At 63.0% G+C, this 20,112-nt stretch carries 13 protein-coding genes; 5 read left to right on the forward strand and 8 right to left on the reverse strand.

The genetic code is table 11. The features are described 5' to 3' along the window. Positions 1–4: 4 nt before the first annotated feature. From AC1DYR_RS12935 to tssC, 3 genes are all read right to left on the reverse strand, one after another. Entirely contained in the window at positions 5–388 is a 384-nt protein-coding gene (locus AC1DYR_RS12935) for a GPW/gp25 family protein (RefSeq protein ID WP_477705446.1), read from the reverse strand. Positions 389–478: 90 nt separating this feature from the next. After that, positions 479–1,051: an Hcp family type VI secretion system effector gene (locus AC1DYR_RS12940; protein ID WP_348049164.1), complete on the reverse strand. Its 573-nt coding sequence runs from the start codon at positions 1,049–1,051 to the stop codon at positions 479–481. Positions 1,052–1,094: 43 nt separating this feature from the next. Further along, positions 1,095–3,770, reverse strand: a complete 2,676-nt coding sequence (gene tssC, locus AC1DYR_RS12945) for a type VI secretion system contractile sheath large subunit (protein WP_477705447.1) — start codon at positions 3,768–3,770, stop codon at positions 1,095–1,097. Positions 3,771–4,310: 540 nt separating this feature from the next. On the opposite strand from tssC, the gene AC1DYR_RS12950 reads away from it, so the two are divergent. Then, positions 4,311–4,562: a hypothetical protein gene (locus AC1DYR_RS12950; RefSeq protein WP_477705448.1), complete on the forward strand. Its 252-nt coding sequence runs from the start codon at positions 4,311–4,313 to the stop codon at positions 4,560–4,562. 16 nt (positions 4,563–4,578) lie between these two features. Continuing rightward, complete coding sequence (locus AC1DYR_RS12955; RefSeq protein WP_477705449.1) at positions 4,579–5,403, forward strand: sugar phosphate isomerase/epimerase family protein; 825 nt, start codon at positions 4,579–4,581, stop codon at positions 5,401–5,403. A gap of 145 nt (positions 5,404–5,548) precedes the next feature. Here the strand turns inward: AC1DYR_RS12955 and AC1DYR_RS12960 are convergent, their stop codons facing one another. Further along, on the reverse strand, positions 5,549–6,589 hold the full coding sequence (locus tag AC1DYR_RS12960) for an NADP-dependent oxidoreductase (protein ID WP_477705450.1): 1,041 nt from the start codon (positions 6,587–6,589) through the stop codon (positions 5,549–5,551). Continuing rightward, positions 6,586–7,833 carry an MFS transporter gene (locus AC1DYR_RS12965; protein WP_477705451.1) on the reverse strand — a complete coding sequence of 416 codons (1,248 nt, stop codon included), beginning with the start codon at positions 7,831–7,833 and terminating at the stop codon, positions 6,586–6,588. The genes AC1DYR_RS12960 and AC1DYR_RS12965 overlap by 4 nt, the downstream gene beginning before the upstream one ends. Before the next feature lie 78 nt (positions 7,834–7,911). Here AC1DYR_RS12965 and AC1DYR_RS12970 point away from each other — a divergent pair, with 78 nt between their 5' ends. Further along, positions 7,912–8,913 carry an AraC family transcriptional regulator gene (locus AC1DYR_RS12970; RefSeq protein WP_477705452.1) on the forward strand — a complete coding sequence of 334 codons (1,002 nt, stop codon included), beginning with the start codon at positions 7,912–7,914 and terminating at the stop codon, positions 8,911–8,913. A gap of 264 nt (positions 8,914–9,177) precedes the next feature. Then, positions 9,178–10,884: an acyl-CoA dehydrogenase family protein gene (locus AC1DYR_RS12975; RefSeq protein WP_477705453.1), complete on the forward strand. Its 1,707-nt coding sequence runs from the start codon at positions 9,178–9,180 to the stop codon at positions 10,882–10,884. 219 nt (positions 10,885–11,103) lie between these two features. Here the strand turns inward: AC1DYR_RS12975 and AC1DYR_RS12980 are convergent, their stop codons facing one another. Further along, positions 11,104–11,571, reverse strand: coding sequence for a cupin domain-containing protein (locus tag AC1DYR_RS12980; RefSeq protein WP_477705454.1), 468 nt, complete (start codon positions 11,569–11,571; stop codon positions 11,104–11,106). After that, a complete protein-coding gene (locus AC1DYR_RS12985) occupies positions 11,568–11,966 on the reverse strand; it encodes a tautomerase family protein (protein WP_477705455.1) in 399 nt (132 codons plus the stop codon). Before AC1DYR_RS12985 ends, AC1DYR_RS12980 begins: the two co-directional genes overlap by 4 nt. Positions 11,967–12,074: 108 nt before the next feature. Here AC1DYR_RS12985 and AC1DYR_RS12990 point away from each other — a divergent pair, with 108 nt between their 5' ends. Then, positions 12,075–12,995, forward strand: a complete 921-nt coding sequence (locus tag AC1DYR_RS12990) for a LysR family transcriptional regulator (protein WP_477705456.1) — start codon at positions 12,075–12,077, stop codon at positions 12,993–12,995. 220 nt (positions 12,996–13,215) lie between these two features. Here AC1DYR_RS12990 and AC1DYR_RS12995 read toward each other — a convergent pair whose 3' ends face one another. Beyond that, positions 13,216–20,031: a YDG domain-containing protein gene (locus AC1DYR_RS12995; protein ID WP_477705457.1), complete on the reverse strand. Its 6,816-nt coding sequence runs from the start codon at positions 20,029–20,031 to the stop codon at positions 13,216–13,218. Positions 20,032–20,112 lie beyond the last annotated feature (81 nt).

Consider the following 20,112-nt stretch of genomic DNA (forward strand, 5'->3'; position numbering starts at 1 on the left):
GCGCCTAGCGGCGCGGCAACCCGAAGCTGAAGGTCTCTGTCAGCGGCTGGTCGGCGAGCTTGCCGGTGACGACTACCTGGAAAGGCATGACGGAACTGCGCGTTTCTTCAACAGTCACACGTACGCCCGTCAGCCGGGGTTCGTGACGCACGATCATGTCGCGGATGCCCAGCGAATAGCGCTGTATGTCATCTTTCTGGGCATAACCGGCGCCGGTCAGGGAAGGCAGGCCGACGCGCATGAGCTCCAGACCGGTCGAACCAGCCCACACGTGCGAGCTGACCAGACGCTGAATCTGCAGCCGCACGGCATCGCGCAGATTGAAGCTCTGGCCGCTTTGCGCCGGCACCGCACCTGCAAACTCCAGGCGCTCAAGCAAGAACTGCATGTTTATCCCCTTGGGCCGGCGCGCCGCAATAACGGCACGCCATCTCAAAAAACAACGAAAGTCACGTCCCCCGCAGGGCCGCAACGAGGCTCAAGTGAACGCCGTCAAAGGCCTGTTCTGCGCCAGGCTCCAGCCGGCAGTGACGTTCCCCTTGACCTGCATGTCCGGTGTCTGCACTGCGTAGGTCCAGACGATCTCTGTGAAGTTGAGCTTGAACTGCTCGGTCGGCATGTCGTCAGGATGTGACTGGAATTGAATTTCGCTGATGAGCGCGTCGCGCAGCATGAAGGTAATGATGTTGCCGACCTTGTCGCCCGAGTTGCGCAGGATGTAGATGTACGAGGGTTTGGCTTTGTCGCCCAGCGATTTCGCGCGCAAACAGAAGTCGTAGAGCTTGACCGAAGTCTTGTCGACATATTTGACGCAGGTGAACTCCGTGATCACCGGCCTGCCAGAGGTGCGTGCCGAATTGCTGACGTCCGTCGTCACCTGCTGCTTCATACCCTGGTGCACTGACACCAGTTCGATGCATTGGCCGAGCTTGAGCTCCTCGTTGGCGGTCCAGTCGGCACCGGTCGAAATCAGGCTGCCGCCCGTGGCCCAGTCATTGCTTGTTGTGGGGAACACAGAAGTGTCGCCGGGTTGTAGCAGTATCAGATCCATGGCTTGTCTTTCGTTGGTCTATGTTGGGTGGGAAGTGAATGCGTCACTTCGGCAGATTCGCCACAAGGCGGATCGAAGTCGTCAATTCCTCAAGCTGGAAGTGCGGCCTGAGGAAGACCACCGCGTTGTAGGAACCCACGGCGCCCGGCACGTCCTTCACGATCACGTTCGCCTGGCTCAGGGGAAAACTCGCCTTGGCATCCTGAGAGGCGTTCTCATCGAGCAACACGTAGTTCGATATCCAGGTGTTGAGGTAGGCCTCTACATTGCCGCGCGTCAGGAAGCTGCCTATCTTGGCGCGCATGATGACCTTGATGTAATGCGCGAAGCGCGAGGCCGCGAGCATGTAGGGCAGCAGCGCGGAAATCTGTGCGTTGGCATTGGCGCTGTCGGAAAAATACTTCTTCGGCTGGTTGCTGGTCTGCCCGCCAAAGAAAGCAGCTTGTCCCTTGCCCTTGCAATGGCATAGCGAGATGAAGCCCAGATCGTTGAGCTCCTTTTCGCGCCGGTCGGTGATGGACACTTCAGTCGGGCAAAACAGCTCCTCGGCCCCGGAATCGGTGCGGTAGCTGTAGGTCGGCAGGTCCTCAACCAGTCCACCACCTTCGACCCCGCGTATCGCTGCCGTCCAGTTGTACCTGGAGAACGCGTTGGTCACGCGCTGCGCCAGCATGTAGGCCGCATTGCCCCAGAGGAAGCTGCCGCTATCGGGTGAACTGCTGGAAGGCCCGACGGTCTCCTCGAAATCCATGCCGTCAACCGGCCAGCTGTTCTTGCCGTAAGGCAGGCGCAGCAGCACATGCGGCATCACCAGCGTCACATAGCGGGAGTCCTCGCTTTCGCGGAACTCCTGCCAGCCGGCCAGCTCAATGCTTTCAAAGATTTTTTCCAGGTCACGGGGCTTGGCGAGGTCGCGAAAGCTGTCGAGCCCGAACAGCGACGCCGAGGCCGCGGTGATGTATGGCGCATGGGCGGAGGCCGCAACTTCCGCGATCTTGCGCAGGAATTCGATATCCTTGGCGCTGCGCCCCACCTCGTAGCCGCCGATCAGAAGACTGTAGGGCAAACCACCGAAGGTGCCGTACTGGTCTTCGTAGATCATTTTGAAGAGTTTGCTTTGGTCCTTGTCGACCGCCTTCTCCATATCGTCCAGCAGCTCGTCCCTGGTGGCGTTGAAGACACTGAGCTTGAGCATCTTGCCGGTTTCGGTGTTTGACACGAAATAGTGCAAGCCGCGCCAGGTCGCTTCGACCTCCTGGAACTTCGGCGCATGCATGATCACGCTCAATTGCCTGCTCAACCAGCCGTCGATGTCGGAAATGTGCGAGTCAATCGCAGTTATCGCAGCCACCGGCGCATAGGTGGAACCTGGAGCATCGAGCCGCGCCAGCACATCCGTCGCAAAGAAACCGATCGGGCCGAGGAATTTCTGCCTGTCCTCGTCGGTTTTCAGGCCAGCCGCATCCATGAGAGCGAAGACCGTATCAATGTTCTGCCTGGCTTGTTTTTTTGTCGGAGGCACCGGCTTTGCTTTCGGGTCAGGCGTGTCGGTAGCGCCGCTGAGAACCAGCAGCATATTGTTGGCCACCCTGCGATTGACCGCGTCATGCTTCTGTTCGGCCACTGTGCGCACTTGTGCGGCGTCGGCCGGCATCGCAATCGAATCGCTGTCATCGGTCTGCTGCATGCCGAGCACAGCCAGAGCAGCCCTTTTCGCGTCGGCATCGATCTGGCCGTCTTTGGGTGCGAGCGCTGCCAATAGCGCTGTGGCGTCTGCAGCGAGCTTGGTCTGCGTCGCGGTCGCAGTGGGGTCGGCGCCGAGATTGCTGGCAATCGCATTCCGTTCCAGCTGGATTTTGGAGGACAGGCCGGCATCCCACTGCGTAAGTTGCTGCAGCTGGGCCGACACTGTCTGCAGGTTCTCCGGCGTGTCGGGGGTCGCAAACACCCCCAGCAGCCTGCGCAGCGGCGCCAGGGTTGCATCGGGGTCAACCACTGGCTTGCCGTCCGCGCCCACGCCGTTGACGGTCTCATATCCCCAGTCGGTGGCAGCCTTGAGCTTGGGCGCCTGATCGGCCTTGCCCATCACCATGGCCAGGTCGTACAAAGAAGATGTGGCCTTTTTGAGTTCGCCAGGCGCCTTGTCCACGTCTGCTTTGACGACACTGTTGCGGTAGTCCGGCCCGGCCAGCACCTGAAGTTGTGCGCGCATGGCCTGGCCGTCCGGCGTTTTGGTGATCAACAGATTCAGCTGGTCGTTGAGCCGGTCGCTCGACTCCGCCCGCGACTGCAGCATGCGGATATTGCTGCGTACCCGATAGAGCTTGTTGAGGTCAGGAATGGCGCGCACGACGGCGATCGGGTCGAACGCATCCAGCGAACTGAAAGTAATGTCGCCGGACAGATTGGCCGATTCGACGGCTCCGATCTGCATTGCACCGGGTGGTGACGGGATACGCGGAACGTGGCCCAGAGCCACACGCGGCAACTGCGTCTTCATGACGTCGTTGAAGAGGTCCCGGTCAATAGGCACCATTTGCCGTTGCTTGTACGGCGGGAATTCCACGTCGGGATCGCGATCGCCGGCCAGGTCGGCGAACACTCCAACAATGAAGGGGAGCTCCTGCTTTTCGATGGCGCCGCCAGTCTCCACCTCGTAGGTGATCTTCACCCGGGGCGGACGATTACGCTCCAGCCATTTTTGAACACTTTCAGCCATTTTTAGCCTCTCATAGTCAAACCGCACGCACTTGCAGAAACGTCGCCAAGCCACGAGGGCCGCGGGCGGAATTTTTCCCGCACTGTTTTTGCAAGCGGCATGCCAACCTCAAAAATCATTTAACACATTGATTTGTATGACTATTTTTTTCACCTCTGAACGTGAGGGGGACTAATTTGCACTGCTCTTTTTTCAGTTGAGCGAAGGCATTGCATACCGGAAAAAGCGTACCGGTCGAAGGCTCTCGACATCTGTCTGTGCCTGTGAAACCGGCAGGACAAAAATATCCATGCTCTGGTGCAGATACGTCCCGCCACTTTGAAAACCGCGGAAACTTTCCAAAGAATGGAATGCCACTATTGCGAATAGTTAGTTTCCAAAGAAAATGACTGGTTTCGAGCTGGCGGGGACAATAATGAAGTCATCCATTGCGAAGAAACTGCAGAACAGGCGCTTCGAAGACATTGCGGCATGCAGTAGTGCCTCGCACGCGCACGCTCAATGACACGCAGCGGCATCTCCACAAAACAAGCTTGCTTGATGAACAAACAACTGGTCGATTTCGCCGTCCTCTGTATCCGCAGAAAGCTCGAGAGTGCCCCGCACTCGGTCGATACGGCCAGGGGAATCCACTCTTTCTGGATCAATTGGGAAGAGCCCGTCCCTCCGGAAGCTACAACACTGGAGGCGCTGGAAAGACTCGAGAGCGACGGAGTGATAGAACGTCTCGCGCTGGACACCCAGGAACTCTGGATGATGAAAAAGGGGTCTCAGTTGCCCTCATCGGCGTGAGCCCGGAGCCAGGAATATGACCCGACCCGTTTCACTCGCCGCCTTGACCGTGCTGGAACTGACACCGCCTGAAATGGTGACGTGCGCCTTTGATGCCGGCTTCAGCCATGTCGGCATCCGCTTGCTGCCGGCAACGCCGACCGAGCCGCAGTACGACATTGTGGGAGACACGCAGATGCTGCGCGAAGTCGAACATCGCCTGGCGGACACCGGCATCAAGGTGCTTGATGTCGAAATCTTTCGCATCAAGCCCGATACCCTGGTCGGCGGCTACGAAGCCGCGATTGCCACCGCCGCCCGGCTCGGTGCGAGCGAGTTGCTTGTGGCCGGAAACGATCCAGACGAGGCCCGGCTCACCGATACCTTCGCCGCATTCTGCGACCTCGCCGACAGCTACGGACTGGCGGCCGCCCTGGAATTCATGCCCTGGACCGACGCGAAGGATTTGACCCAGGCTGCGCGCATCGTTGAGCGCACCGGCCGCAGCAACGCCGGTGTGCTGATCGACCCCTTCCATTTGAGTCGCTCACACAGCTGCACCAAGGATATTGCCGAAATTCCGCCGTCGCGCATGCGCTTCATGCAGTTTTGTGACGTGCCCGCAGCCATTCCACAGACGATGGACGCGATCCTCGCCGAAGCCCGCTCTGAGCGCCTGTTTCCTGGCGATGGCGAAGTGGACCTCCTCGGTCTCCTGCGCGCCGCGCCGCGCAACATCCCGCTCAGCCTCGAAGTGCCAACGCACACGCTGGCACTCGCCGTCGGCGCCACCGATCGCGCACGCCGAGCCCTTTCCGCCACACGGCGCGTGCTGGCGCAACTCGAAGCACTGGAGTCGTAAAAATGCCCAGATATCGCAAGGTTTCCAAGGGGATACGCAGCTTCGATCGGCGGACTTTATTCATTGCAACCCGGCGCTGATTGCCATGAATAAAGTCCCCCTTGCAAGAGCCCAAGCCAAGCATCGGACGCCGTACCTATGCCAGCTACACCTCCAGACGTACGACGACCTTGCCGGAGTGCCGGCCCTGCAACAGGTCTGACAGGGCGGCGGGAGCTTGCAGAAGACCATCCACAACGTGCTCCAACGCCTTGACCTGTCCACTGTTGACCCATTCGTCCATTTCACTGCGGAACACGTCAAAGCGCGCGCCATAGTGGTCAAGAATGATGAACCCCTGCACCCGCACCCGCTTCTGCAAAATGGCGGCCAGGAACTGCGGTAGCTGATTGGTGCCGGGCAAACCTGCCGAGTCGTTGTAATGTGCGACAAAGCCGCACACAGGCATACGGGCGCCAGGATTGAGCAGCGGAAGGACCGCCGCCAATACGTCGCCTCCGACGTTTTCAAAGTACACGTCAATGCCCGCCGGGCATGCGGCAGCAAGCTGTTCCCTAAACAATGGCCCGTGCCTGTCGACGCAGGCATCAAGGCCCAGATCGTCGACGGCCTGGCGGCACTTTTCAGCACCGCCGGCGATGCCTACCACGCGGGCGCCCTTGAGTTTCGCGATCTGGCCGACCATGGCGCCCACCGCACCGGTCGCCGCTGCAACCACAACAGTTTCACCAGCTTTTGGCTGGCCGATGTCCAGCAATCCGACGTGGGCTGTGAAGCCCGGCATTCCGAGCGCGCCAAGCGCAAGAGACGGCCGGAACATGTCACCAATGACCTGCAGGTCACTCCCATCGCTCAGAGCGTAGTCCTGCCAGCCAGCGTTGGCTAACACGAGATCACCAACGCGATATTTGGGATGCCTGGAGTCGACGATGCGGCTGACTGTGCCGCCCGGCATGGTACCGCCTAGCGGAACAGGAGGCGCGTACCCCGGGCCGACTTTGTCCATCAGGTTGCGCATGTACGGGTCCAGCGAAAGGAACTGCGTTTGCAAGAGCACCTGGCTTTCGCCCACGTGCGGCACAGGCTCGGTCACAAGATTGAAGTCAGACGCAACGGGCAGGCCGCGCGGGTGCGCCGCCAAGGTAATGCGCCGATTGATGCTGGGGTCTGGTCTTGACTTTGTCATGACTGCCTCCGCGCATCGGTCGCTGCGGGGCCTGGGCCGTGCTGCCATGCCAGCAGGCCGCCCAGGGCTACAGCCACCATGGCAAATGCAGGGGCGCCGAGCGCTCCAGTCCAGTCAACGATGAGGCCGCCCGCGATGGCGCCCGTGGCGATGGCGATCTGGAACGCTGCCACCAGCAAGCCGCCCGCGGCCTCCGCCTGGTCGGGTGCGGCGCGCACGATCCAGGTCTGGAAGCCGACCGGAAATGCGCCGAATGCGAACCCCCACAGCGTCACCGCCACAGCGGTGACCACGGTGGAGCTGCCGCCAATGAGCAGCGCAGCCGCAAGCAAGGCGATCATCCCGCTGCCTGCGACGATCGCGTATCGCTCACCGCGCCCCGCCAGCCACCCCCCTGCAAAGTTCCCGAAGAAACCGCCGATGCCGTAGCCCAGCAGCACAGCGGAAATCGCCGACACCGACAGCTTGGTCACGTCTTCAAGCACGGGCCGGATGTAGGTGAAGCCCGCGAAGTGGCCGGATATCACAAGCAACACAGCCAGCAGCGCAATTCGTACCGGTCCCCGCGTGAGCAGATCGCGCAGGCCTTTCAAGCTGGCTTTGTCACGCGGCGGCAGTGCCGGCAACGCGACCAGCTGCACAGCGAAAGCCAGCAAACCGACAGCACCTGCCGCGACAAAAGCGCTACGCCATCCCCACACATTTCCCATCCATGCGCCAACGGGCGCAGCGCAGACGGTGGCAATGGACACGCCCGTCAACACGAGCGACATCGCGCGCGGGAAAAGCCGCTCCGGCACCAGGCGCATGGCCAGTGCCGCCGCCATGGACCAGAATCCACCGAGCGCAATACCGAGCACCACGCGCGCGACCAATAGCACCGCGAGCGAGGCAGCCGTCGCCGCCAACAGGTTGGATACGAACAGAAGGACTGTGAGCGTCAAGAGCACCCGCTTGCGATCGAAGCGCGCCGTCAGCAAGGGGATGCTCGGCGCGGCCACCGCACCGACCAGCGCGGTGGCCGTGACGGCCTGGCCTGCAGCGCCTGCCGTGACGTGGAGATCGGCCGCCATGGCGGTCAGCAGGCTGGCCGGCAGGAATTCGGCCGTGACCAGGCCAAACACGCCCAGGGACAGTGAAGCGACCGCCGCCCAGAGCGCGGCGGCCTCACCGGGCGGATCATTGACAGGCGTTACACCAGCGGCCAGCGGATCGAGACAGGCAGAACAGGAAGTTGAGGACATGAGATGTGAAGCCTTGTTGAGGACAGGGTTGCCAGCTTAGGCCTAGCATCGACACCTTTCCATGGCGAAAGAGCCGAAATGCTTGACGATTCCTCCAGAACTTTCACGCCTGTCATTCAGCCTCCTCACGAAGGCGGGGGTCTTCCTGCCGCAGGCCCCGACCCCCTCACCAAAGTCCTGCTGGGCCTGCGCCTGGACGGCGTCGAGTACGGCCGCTGCCTGATGCATGCGCCGTGGGCGATTTCCTTTGCCGCGCAAGCTGCCGCACGTTTTCATTTCGTTGCCAGCGGAGATTGCTGGATGCATACGCAACAGTCCGGGTGGATCGAACTGAAGGCCGGTGACGCAGTGCTGCTGCCCCGCAGCACGGCCCACACCGTGGCCAGCTCACCAGAAGTGCCGCCGGTGGACCTCGCGGCTTTCGATCGCGAGCGGGTCGCAGACGACATCTATTTGTTGCGGGATGGAGCTTCTGTGGCGCAAGCACCCTCCCACGTCATGTTCTGCGGCAGCATGACCTTCAACCTCGACCCGCTGCACCCCTTGCTGGCCATGATGCCGGAGGTGATACGCGCCGGCGACCTGGCCCAACGCGACCCGGGTGTACCCATGCTGCTCGATGCGATGGAGCGCGAAGCCTCGCTCAACCGCATCGGCGCCTGCGGCATCCTGGCCCGCATGGCCGATGTGCTCGCCGCGAGCATCATCCGTGCCTGGGTGGAATGCGCTTGCAGCAACTCGACGGGCTGGATCGCAGCGCTGCGCTCGCCCGGCGTGGGCAAGGTGCTTGCCGCCATTCACGCGACGCCGGAGCAGGACTGGAGCGTGCCGGAGATGGCGAACATCATGGGTGCATCGCGATCACGGTTTGCCCAGGCATTCAAGGATTCGGTGGGCGAGAGCCCGGCCAGGTACGTGGCCCGCATTCGCATGTTCCAGGCCCGCAGCTGGATCGCGCAGGACGGCATGCGTGTCACCACGGCCGCCGACAAGCTGGGCTTCGACTCCGAGGCCTCGTTCAGCCGGGCGTTCAAGCGTGTGATCGGCCACCCACCCAGCAAGGCACGCAGTTCCATGTGACCAAGGCGTGGTGTGATTGCCGAAGTCAACGTTTCGCACCCGGACAAAGCAGGAAGCCCAACGTTTGATTGCGCAGCCTGAAGGGTACGAAGGCACAAGCGCTGAACTGGATGCGCACGGAGCGCAGTACAACCGTATCCCTCTCGCGGTTTGGCACATCGACCGTAACAGCCTGCTCGCGGCATTGCCAGGACTTTCTTGCGCAAAATTGGTTATTATGAATAATCAATTTTGCAACTCCATGGCAGCCAACAGGAAGGGCGTATGACGTATCAACCCGTCGTGCAAGACACGCAATTCATCCTTTTCGACGTGCTGGACGCGAGCAGCCAGTTACGGCCACTCGAGCGCTTCGCCGATGCCGACTGTGACCTGCAGCGGCAGATCCTCGAAGAAGCGGCCAGGTTCGTCGCGGAGGTTGTGGCGCCGCTGAATGCGGCGGGCGACAACCCGGGGTGCCGCTTCGATGCCGGCGCGGTCGTGACGCCTCCAGGTTTCGCACAGGCCTACCAGGCGTTCTGGCAGGCGGGCTGGCCCGCGCTTTCATGTGCTCCCGAACACGGCGGGCAGGGCTTGCCCTGGGTGCTGGAAGGTGCGCTATACGAATGGCTCAGCGCCGCCAACCATGGCTGGACCATGGCGCCCGGCCTGCTGCACGGAGCCTGTGAGTGCCTGGCCCATCATGGCAGCGATGAATTGAAGGCGACTTACCTGGAGAAACTTGTCTCTGGCGAATGGCTGGCCACGATGTGCCTTACCGAAGCGCATGCCGGCAGTGATCTCGGTCTGGTGCGCACCCGCGCAACGCCGAAGCCGGACGGCAGCTACCGTGTCAACGGCAGCAAGCTCTTCATTTCCGGTGGTGATCACGATCTCACCGGCAACATCCTGCATCTCGTCCTCGCGCGCCTGCCGGATGCACCTGCCGGCCCCAAAGGCCTGTCGCTGTTTCTCGCCCCCAAGCTACTGGTGGACGGCAGCCGCAACCATGTCTACTGCGATCGCATCGAAGAAAAGATGGGCCTGCACGGCAGTCCCACCTGTGCCATGCGCTTCGATGATGCGACAGCCTGGCTGATCGGCCAGCCGGGCCAGGGCCTGAACGCTATGTTCGTGATGATGAACGCGGCACGGCTGCACGTGGCGCTGCAGGGTATCGGCCTGCTCGACGCCGCATGGCAACAAGCCGATGCCTATGCGCGCGAGCGCAGGCAGATGCGCGTGCCGGGGCCACGCACCAGTACCGAACCGGCCGACTTCATCATCGGCCATCCGGCGATGCGCCGCCTGCTGGACACGCAACGGGCCTGGATCGACGGTGGCCGCCTGCTGGCATACCAGACTGGGCTCGAACTCGACATCGCCAGGCACCACCCCAACCCGACCCGTCGTGAGAAGGCGCAGCAATGGTGCGGCCTGCTCACGCCCGTGCTGAAGGCCGCCTTCACCGACCAGGCTTTCCACGGCGCCAGCGAATGCCTGCAGGTTTTCGGCGGCCATGGCTACATTCGCGAATGGGGGATCGAACAGACCGTGCGCGATTCACGCGTGAGCATGATCTACGAGGGCACCAACGAGATCCAGGCCATCGACCTGCTGATCCGCAAGGTGATACCGGACGGTGGCGCCGCGCTGCGGATGATGCTTCAGACGCTGAGAGAGGATCTGGACGACAGCCGCGCGATCAATAAGGCCGTGTTGAGCTATTTCGCCCGCATGGAAACGACGACCGCTTCATTGATCGAGGCCGCGGGCACGGCGCCCCAGTTGCCCTATCGGATCGCAGGCGATTACTTGCGCGCTGTGGCGCTGGCACTGCTCAGCTGGGCTTGGGTGCGCATTGGCAATACGCCAGGCGCGCAGGGCAATGAGCGCTGGCAAGGCCCCGGGGAAGCGCTGCGACGCTGGGTGATGCCCGAGTTCGATATGCGGCTGAGTGTCATCGAGAATGAAATCAGGCGCCAGGGTTGACCGGATTTTCCTCTCTGCCGGCAAGGCTCCATTGCGGGGGCCTGGCCGCAACCGCCCCGGCATTCCTGTTGCGCCAAAATGATGTCGGCACGCGAGAACACGAACAGGAGGCAAGGTGTTTCCTTCCGCATCGCTGAGTGAGTTGAATCCACCGAATGCCGGGTACGTGCAGACGATTTAAAGCAAGGCATGACCACAGGCAGTTCGTGAATCGCCCAGCTAATCCAGTGCGCGAGGCTGCACACCGACTGCCGCGCAATGCCGGTGGTAGTCCGAGATCCGGTCGGCGGCGGTTATTTGCTGCAGTACGCTGTGGTGCGCTCCGAGGTATTCGACACTGCCCTTGACGACGACGTGCACCAGCAGATCCTCGTCCCCTACAGCTTCCCACCAGTCCACATTGCCGGCAGGCTCGTGAATGTAGTCCCCGACGCCCACCATGCGACCGTCGTTCAGGCGACGCTCGCCAACCAAGGTCAGGGCGTGAACCTCGCCAGTGTGCCGGTGTAAACCCAGCCGTGTGCCCGGCTTGAGCCGCATCAACTCGACCCAGCCCGAGCCGTCTGGCAGGAACTGGATCGGAAGTGACCACTTCCCTTCCCCTTCCGGAATCCAGGAGTCAAGTCCGGCCCGGCGCATGGCCGCGGCGACGATAGTGTTTGCTAGTTCCATGGCTCTGCCTCTCATTGGTCTGGATGTTGATGGCGGTATTCCTGGGTGCGCCCGCCATAGCCGTACGCGCTGCCGCGGACATCTTGCACGTACACGTAGCTTTCTGGGTGCAGGTCTCCCAGGATGCGCCTGAACGCTTCAAATGATTCGGCGACAAACCGGGCCTTTTCGGCCTTGGTGTTGGTTTCGTCCACCACCTTGATGTCGAAGTAGAAGCTGGTCATCTTCAGGTCGGCCAGCGATTTTCCGGCGACAAACCAGTCGCGCGGATCGACATAGTCGATCACCACTGCGGTGAGGTCACGTCGCTTTCCGAGCAAGCGGCTGGAAAGGTCCAGCAGCGTGTCGGTGACGAGTTGCGAGAGTTCTGGCGTACGGTTCGCCGAGATCTTGACATTGAGAATGGGCATGGTTGTTTCCTTTTTTTGGGTTGGTGCCGCCACTTTAGGGCGAGCCACTACAACCGGAAACCACCATCCCGCATAATCGGTTTTGCTCGAAACGCAAAGGCAACCCCGATGAAACACTTCCTGCCGGACCCTGCGGACTTGCGGTGGCTGGTTCGCTCACTCGACCTCAATTCGTTCTCTGCGGCCGCTCGAGAGTTGGATGTGGCAGTCTCAGTCGTTACCCGGGGAGTCAACCGGCTCGAAACGGGGTATGGGGTCACTTTGTTGCGCCGGTCCACGCATGGGCTGTCAGCAACCGCCGAAGGCCTTGAGTTGGCGCAGGAAGCACGTGAACTGCTGGCGCGGATGGAGGACATCTCTGCCGCGGTGTCGAAACAGCGAAATCGCGTGGCAGGCGCGCTGCGACTGGCCTCAAGCCAGGAGATTTGCGAGGAACTGGTTGTGCCGCAGCTGGGCGCGCTGCGCGCGCGATACCCAGAGTTGCGCATCGAGGTGGTGGCCGATGACCGGGTTGCCGATCTCGTGACGGACGGGATCGATGTGGCCCTGCGCACCACAGTAGGCAATAGCGAGGCTGTGGTCGCCCGTGCCCTTGGCTCCTTTGAACGCCGCCTGTACGCCTCGCCTGAATATTTGCGCCAACATGGAGAACCCGCCAACCCGGAGGAGCTTGGCAGGCATCAGACGGTAACCCATACTGCGCAGGGGCCCGCTGTGACATGGGCGTTCCGCAAGGCCGGACGGTCGGTCGAAGTCACTGTCAGGTCACAGCTCGCAACGAATACCACGGCCTTGGTGCATCACGCCCTGGTGGCCGGGGCGGGCATCGGCATGTTGTCGGTTCCATTGGCTGCGGGGGACGTGGCCAAGGGCCTTTTGAAGGAGGTCTTGTCGCCTTACGCTTCCGGTGTTACCCACACGATGTTCGCAGTGTCCTTGCCCAACCTGCGTAACGCGGCGCGCGTACGGGCTGTGATCGACTTCCTTCAGGCCGCCGCCCGCCGGCAGTGGGCCATGACTTGCACCTAGCGGGGGCCGGCCTTGAATTCCAGCACCTGGAATGCTGCGCTTAAGGTTTGTTTTGATTCCCCATAACCTGCCCAAGAGGGGATGCAGACAAAATTTGGACTATCAGGAGGTAGTTCACGTATTCGTTCCAAGACAGGATTCGAGCGGTTGAGCTCTACATCAAGTTCGGAAAACGCGTGAGGCCAATCATCCGTCAGCTGGGTTGCATGAATAAAGTCCTTCAGTTGGTGCTTTGAGCGAGCGCCGGCATGCGCATGCCCTCATCCACAATCGTTAGCGGCAGTTCACCGCCACAGTTGCCGCGACCCGCCAGCGGGGTACACGCAGACAGCTGCCTGAACTCAGGCGCTGGCAGCGGCGTTTGCGCTTTTGCCTGCTGGTAGGGTGTGCCGCCGGTCGACCCTGCAGCCTGACCAGGCAGTAGTCCGGCCGTGATCAACAAGCTGCCGGGCGTGTAGTTGATCGTGTAGTTGCCATTGGCCGCCAGCAAACCCTGGTTGATCGCGTAATTGCCGGGCTGCTCGCCCGCCACGCGCTGCAACGCACCGCTCAGTACAGAGGCCGCGCTGTCGCCGGTGGCAAACGGTCCGGTGCTGTATGTCAGCAAAGGGTCTGGCGTATAGACCTGTTTGGCCTGGCTGTCCGCCACGACCGACAGAGACGCTGGCGTAATGACACCGCTGTTGTTCGCGGCATAGCTGACGCTGTAGTTGTTGCCGCCATTACCGTCGTTCATCACCAGTCCGGCGGCAGTCAGTGTCTTGCCGCTTCCGGCATTTTTGTTGTCAAAGGTCTGCGTGGCCGCGCTGGCAACTGTGTCGTACAGCGCGCCGGTGATGACAGGCGCTGCTGCCGACGCGGTAGTGCCGTCGTAGACGCGGTTGTCGGCCTGCGCAGTCACGTTCAGCGCAGCGGGCGTAATGCTGGCGCTGGCCGCGGTCTGGTTAGTAATAGCGTAGTTGCCCGTATCGGCGCCGCTATAGCTGCTGCTAAGCGCCACGGTTTTTCCATTACCTACATGTTTGTTTGCAAAGGCGCCGGTGGCAGCAACCGTGACATCATCACCGCCAATCAGGCCGGCGTAGCTCGCACCCGTGGTGTTGAGTGTGGCTACAGCGGTGCCGTCATAAACCTTGTCGCTTGCTGTAATGCCACTGACGGTAAGCGCTTTGGGCGTAATGCTGGCCGTGGTCGTGCTTTGGCCGGTGATGGCGTAGTTGCCAACGTCGACCCCGCTGTAGCTGCTGGCCAGCGTGACGGTTTTACCGTTGGCTACGTTTTTGTCGCCGAAGCTGCCGGTGGCACTGACTGTCAAGGAATCCCCGCTCACCAATCCCGCGTAGTTCGCGCCGCTGGCGTTGACGATAGCGGCGTTGTTGCCGTCATAGACCTTGTCGCCCGCTGTAATGCCGCTGACGGCAAGTGCTTTTGGCGTAATGCTGGCGGTCGTCGTGGCTTGGCCTGTGATGCTGTAGTTGCCAACATCGGCGCCGCTGTAGCTGCTAGCGAGCGTGACGGTTTTGCCGTTGGCTACATTCTTGTCGGCGAAAGTCCCGGTAGCACTAACGCTGAGTACATCGCCGCCCACTAATCCCACGTAATTTGCGCCGGTCGTATTGACGGTGGCGGTCGTGTTTCCGTCGTAGACCTTGTCGGCAACCGTGATGCCACTGACCGTCAAGGCCTTGGGTGTGATGTTGGCGGCGGTGGTGGCCTGGTCCGTGATGCTGTAGTTGCCGACATCGGCGCCGCCGTAACTGCTGGCCAGCGTCACGGTTTTGCCATTGGCCACGTTTTTGTCGCCGAAGCTGCCGGTGGCGCTGACTGTCAAGGCGTCGCCGCCCACCAATCCCGCGTAGCTTGCGCTGCCGGTGTTAACCGTAGCAGCAGTGTTGCCGTCATAGACCTTGTCGCTTGCTGCAATGCCGCTGACTGTCAGTGCTTTAGGCGTAATGCCGGCCGTCGCCGTGCTCTGGCCGGTGATGCTGTAGTTGCCAACGTCGGCGCCGCTGTAGCTACTGGCCAGCGTCACGGCTTTTCCGTTGGCTACGTTTTTGTCGCCGAAGCTGCCGGTGGCATTGACTGCGAATACATCGCCGCTCACCAATCCCGCGTAATTTGCGCCCGCCGTGTTGACGGTAGCGACAGCGGTACCGTCATAAACCTTATCGCTGGCCGTGATGCCGCTGACGGTAAGTGCTTTTGGCGTAATGCTGGCGGTTGTCATGGCCTGGCCAGTGATCGCATAATTGCCAACATCGGCACCGCCATAACTGCTAACTAGCGTGACGGTTTTGCCGTTGGCTACATTCTTGTCGGCGAAAGTCCCGGTAGCACTGACGCTGAGTACATCGCCAGTGACCAAGCCTGTATATATGGCGCCGCCGCTATTAACGGTAGCGGTCGTGTTGCCGTCGTAGACCTTATCGCTAGCCGTGATGCCGCTGACGGTAAGCGCTTTCGGCGTAATGTCAGCCACCAGCCCAGCCGGGTTGCTGACGCTGTAGTTACCGGCATCGGCGCCAGACAACAGGCCGCTCCCGCTCAGGTTCACCGCCTTGGCATTGCCGACATTTTTATCTGCGAAGCTGCCCGTCACTCCGCTCAGGCCCAGGTTCACAGTGTCACCGGAGATCACACCTGCTAACGCTGCCACACCGGTGTTCAGCGTAGCGGTGGTATTGCCGTCGTACACCTTGTTGTCCGCAGTAAGGCCGCTGACCGTCAGGACCTTGGGCGTGATGGTGGCGACCACCGCAGTCGGGCTGCTCACGCTGTAGTTGCCCGCATCAGTGCCAGACAACAAGCCCACGCCGCTTACTGTTACTGCTTTGGCATTGCCTACATTTTTATCGGCAAAGTTGCCGGAAGCGCTGCTCAAATTGACGGCAACGTTATCGCTGCCCAGCACGCCAGACAACGTTGCCGCCCCGGTATTCAACGCGGCGATAGTGTTGCCGTCGTAGACCTTGTCGCTCGCCGTCACGCCGCTCACGGTAAGGGCCGCCGGGGTGATAGTTAGCAGGCCGCCGACGATGTCCAACCCCTGCTGGTCGGAAAACGCGGTGTAGCTGCCGACGTTGCGGCCGCTGGCGGCGGTGCCGGTGCGCGTGCCCGAGGGAGCCACCACGCTGCCGGCCTGCGTCGCCGCGTTGTAAACCGTGTTCACATTGGCCACGTTTTGCGCCACCAAAAAGTTGCGCAGCAGCGGGCTGGTCATGCCTTCGTAGATGCGCCAAACGGTGGACGCGCCGCCTGTGGCACCCACGTCCCATCCGGCAAAGGTGGCCTGCTGGCGCATCTGCGCGGTCGTGCGGCCGGTACCGGCAGCGCTGGCGGCCTGCCCGCTCGTGGCGGTGTCCCAGTAGCTGTTGGTGACCGTGCCGGAGGCCGAGCCGGCCAGCCCGCCCAGGGCGCTGGTGCCGCTGACGGCGCCGGTGGCGTAGGTCTTGTCCACCGTGCCGGCCACCACATCGCCGATCAAGCCGCCGACCTGGCTGCCACCGCTCACGCTGCCGCTCGCATAGGCGTCGCTGAGCGCGCCGCTGTTGCTCCCGATCAGGCCGCCCACCGCGGTGCCGGTGCCGGTGACGGCCCCCGACGCGTAGGCGCCGCGAATCACGCTGGCAGCGCCGGTGACCCCGATCAGGCCGCCCACGCCGCCGGCACCGACCACCTCTCCCGTGGCATAGACGTTCGAGGTGGGAACACCCCCGGTGTTGACGCTATGCCCGATCAGGCCGCCCACCCGGCTGCCGGCACCCTCCACCCGGCCGGTGGCGTAGGCATTGCTGAGCGTCGCCTCAGCCGATCCGATCAGGCCGCCGACATCGCTGTTGCCCGTGTCGGTCGCCCGCACGGAGCCTTCGGCGTGCACGTTGCTGATGACGCCCATGGTTTGCCCGAGCAGTCCGCCGACGTTCGTGAGGCCTTGCACGTTGCCGGTCGCCACCGCGTTGGAAAGCTGTGCGTCGGCGTTGCCGATCAGGCCCCCGACCGACCTGCGGCCCGTGACGTTGCCGGTGGCCCGGACGTCGGAGACCGTGCCGCCGGCGTACCCCGCCAGGCCGCCGACGTTCGCGCCGGAGACGAGGCTGTCGCCCGCGACCGCGCCGGTCGAACTCGACCGCGTCAGCGAGGTCCCTTCGAAGTTGCCGACCAGGCCGCCAACAAATGAATAGCCGCTCACGTCACCCGTCGCTTCCCCCTGGTCGATCGTCCCGCCGGCGACCCGCCCCACCAGGCCGCCGACGTTCGCGCCGGCATTGCCCACGGCGTTGCCTGTGTTGGTGACGGAGCCGGTGGCGGTGACGTTTCTGAGGTCGGCTCCCGTCGATCTGCCGATCAGCCCCCCGCTGTACTGCCGCTGGCTGGTGACGTTCGCGGTGGCGCGGGCGTTCTGGATGGCGCCGCCGCTGTGGTCGCCGATCAGTCCGCCGGTGTAATTGCCGGGTCCCTGCACGGTCACGGCGTCGGAGCGCGCGTCCGTCACCGCACCGGTGTTGCGTCCCACCAGGCCGCCCGTGTAGTCCCCGGTGGCGCTCACGTTGCCGGTCGCATAGACATTCGACAGCGCGCCAGTACTGTGCCCGACCAGCCCGCCGACGTACTGCGTGACGCCGGTGAGTCCCGTGGCCGTGACGGAGCCGGTGGCATACGAATTGGTGATGTCCCCCGAGTAGTTCTGGCCGACGAGGCCGCCAACCCCGGTATAGGTGGTGGTCGCGCCGCCGTCGGCCACCACCGCTCCGGTCGCGCTCGCCTGGGAGATGTTGCCGAAATTCCAGCCCACGAGGCCACCCACGTTGCGGGCCGCTCCGTTCACGCCCTGGCCGCCGAGCCTGCCGATGCCGTTGACGGTGCCGCTGGCGCTGACGTTGGTCAGGGTGGTGCCCGCGGTGAGCGCGTCGGCGTTGCCGTTCGCGCCCAGCAGCCCGCCCACGTGGGCGCGGCCCGTGACCGCGCCCGAAGCCCGCGCATTCTGCACGGTGGCGCCGCCGCTGAGGCGGCCCACCAGCCCGCCCACATAGTCGTAGTTGTTGCCCCCGTTGACCGCGCCGGAGGCCGACACGTCACGCAGCGTGGCCCCGTTGATGGCCTCGCCCACCAGGCCGCCAATCACCATGTCACCGCTGCTGGTCATGTTGATGGCCACCTGGGCGTGCGCATCCTGCAAGGTTCCGCCATTCATGTAGCCCACCAGTCCACCGACGCTCGACCCGGGACCTGCCAGCGTGCCTGAGGCACGCAGGTTGTGCAGCGTGGCATTGTTGGCGTCGCTGGCCAGTGCGCCTGCACCCGTAAAAGCATTGCCCGTCACGTTGACGAGGTCCAGGTTCCTGACCGTTCCGCCGATCACCGAGAACAAGCCCGTCATGCTCGTCGGCACCCAGAGCTTCAGGTTGCTGATGGCGTGGCCCAGACCGTCCATCACGCCGCCCAGCCCCGTCAGCGGCGAGGCACCCTTGTTGCCGTTCCAGCCCGCGGTCGCGCTGGCGTCGATGTCGGACCCCAGCGCATAACGCAGGCCGCCGTTTAGGTTGATGGACTGCAGGCCCGTAGTCGAGCCTTCGGTGCCAAGGGTGTTGATGACGATGTAGCCCTCGCCGTTGATCGTCAGGAAGCCCGTGCCCGCCCGATCGAAATTCACGCGGCCGGCGAAGCCTGTCACCGGGTCCACCGGCACCTTCACCTTGCCGCCCGCGACGCCCGCATCGGTGCCGTTGGCGGTGCCGGTGTTCATGACCAGGGCCGAAGTGCCGGTGGCGTCCATCACGGCGCGGATGTTGATGTCGCGCGCAGCGGTCAGCGTCAGCGTGTTGGCGGCCCAGCTCACGTTGTCGTTGACGTGGATGTCGCCGTTGCCCGCCGCGTTGCTGCCGCTGCTGGACAGGATGGTGACGTCGCTGTTGGCCAGGTTGGCGGAGAGCGTGGCGCCGCTGATGTCGCCGCCGCTGGCGGCGATGGTGAAGTCCGCCGGGTCGATCAACCAGGTGCCGGTTTTGCCCTGCGCGGCGCGCGTGCTGACGCGTGTGCCTTCAGCCACTTTGACATGCGCGCCCGAGGTGTCGACAAAGCCGCCGTCGCCGCCGGTGGGCGCGGAAGCGTCCAGCGTGCCGCCCACCTGCACCGTGCCGCCGTTGAAGCCGCCCAGCAGCTTGATGACACCGCCGCGGTTTTCCAGCGTGCGCGCCTGGATGACGCCGGTGTTGTTGACCACGGTGCCGGCCAGCGCGTCGGCGGCTTTGGCGGTGAGCAGCGCGGTGCCACCGTCTGCCTGTATCAGTCCGCCGTTGTGCGCCAGTGCGTTGACAGCGCCTTCGTCGACCGCGAGTTTCAGGAGGCCGTCTCCTGCGAAGTCGAGCGTGACCTGCTTGCCGGCGGCCAGGGCCACCGTACCCAGGTTGGCCACCAGCGTGCCGGTGTTGCTGACCTGGCCGCCAATCAGCGCGATGCTGCCGCCGTCGGCGGCACGTATCGTGCCTTCGTTGCGCACGCTGGCGCCACTGCCACTGGCGCGCAACACATAACGCCCGGCCATGAAGTCGGTATCGCTCATGCCCAGCGTCGAGGCCACCAGCCCGCCCACGCTGACCTGCGCGCTCTGGCCGAACAACACGCCGTTGGGGTTGAGCAGGAAGACCTGGCCGTTGGCATTGAGCCGGCCCAGGATCTGGCTGGCCTCAGTGCCCAGCACGCGATTGAGTGCAACGGCATTCGATCCGGGCTGCACGAAATTGACGCTCTCGTTGCCGGCAACGCCGAAGCTCTGCCAGTTGATGGCAAGTTTGGGTGTGGTCTGGGTGATGGTGGTGGTGTTGCCGCTTTGCGTGACGCCACCCTGGCCCGCGCTGACCTGGCCACCCGTGGGAGCGGCCAGCGCCTGCGCCGCTGCCAAGCCGGCGGCAAGGGCCAACGCGCGGAGCTTGCGTTCACGCTTGCCCAGGCTGCGTTTGCCCTTGCCGCTGGCTGTTTCGGCCACGGCTTCAAAGCAGGCACCGGCTTCGTTCCAGATGACGCGGTAGGTGTGGTTCATGGCGGTTTTTCCTTCGGTTGTGAATCAAATCGGGCTGCAGCCCTTTCAGGACGTGCGCAAGCAGCTATCAAATATGTAGCG

Source organism: Polaromonas sp. P1_F9, from assembly GCF_056405615.1.

Bases quoted from the DNA above. Each gene is read 5' to 3' on its own strand.
- AC1DYR_RS12935 (WP_477705446.1), bottom strand. From the start codon at position 388: ATGCAGTTCTTGCTTGAGCGCCTGGAGTTTGCAGGTGCGGTGCCGGCG.
- AC1DYR_RS12940 (WP_348049164.1), bottom strand. From the start codon at position 1,051: ATGGATCTGATACTGCTACAACCCGGCGACACTTCTGTGTTCCCCACA.
- tssC (WP_477705447.1), bottom strand. From the start codon at position 3,770: ATGGCTGAAAGTGTTCAAAAATGGCTGGAGCGTAATCGTCCGCCCCGG.
- AC1DYR_RS12950 (WP_477705448.1), top strand. From the start codon at position 4,311: ATGAACAAACAACTGGTCGATTTCGCCGTCCTCTGTATCCGCAGAAAG.
- AC1DYR_RS12955 (WP_477705449.1), top strand. From the start codon at position 4,579: ATGACCCGACCCGTTTCACTCGCCGCCTTGACCGTGCTGGAACTGACA.
- AC1DYR_RS12960 (WP_477705450.1), bottom strand. From the start codon at position 6,589: ATGACAAAGTCAAGACCAGACCCCAGCATCAATCGGCGCATTACCTTG.
- AC1DYR_RS12965 (WP_477705451.1), bottom strand. From the start codon at position 7,833: ATGTCCTCAACTTCCTGTTCTGCCTGTCTCGATCCGCTGGCCGCTGGT.
- AC1DYR_RS12970 (WP_477705452.1), top strand. From the start codon at position 7,912: ATGCTTGACGATTCCTCCAGAACTTTCACGCCTGTCATTCAGCCTCCT.
- AC1DYR_RS12975 (WP_477705453.1), top strand. From the start codon at position 9,178: ATGACGTATCAACCCGTCGTGCAAGACACGCAATTCATCCTTTTCGAC.
- AC1DYR_RS12980 (WP_477705454.1), bottom strand. From the start codon at position 11,571: ATGAGAGGCAGAGCCATGGAACTAGCAAACACTATCGTCGCCGCGGCC.
- AC1DYR_RS12985 (WP_477705455.1), bottom strand. From the start codon at position 11,966: ATGCCCATTCTCAATGTCAAGATCTCGGCGAACCGTACGCCAGAACTC.
- AC1DYR_RS12990 (WP_477705456.1), top strand. From the start codon at position 12,075: ATGAAACACTTCCTGCCGGACCCTGCGGACTTGCGGTGGCTGGTTCGC.
- AC1DYR_RS12995 (WP_477705457.1), bottom strand. From the start codon at position 20,031: ATGAACCACACCTACCGCGTCATCTGGAACGAAGCCGGTGCCTGCTTT.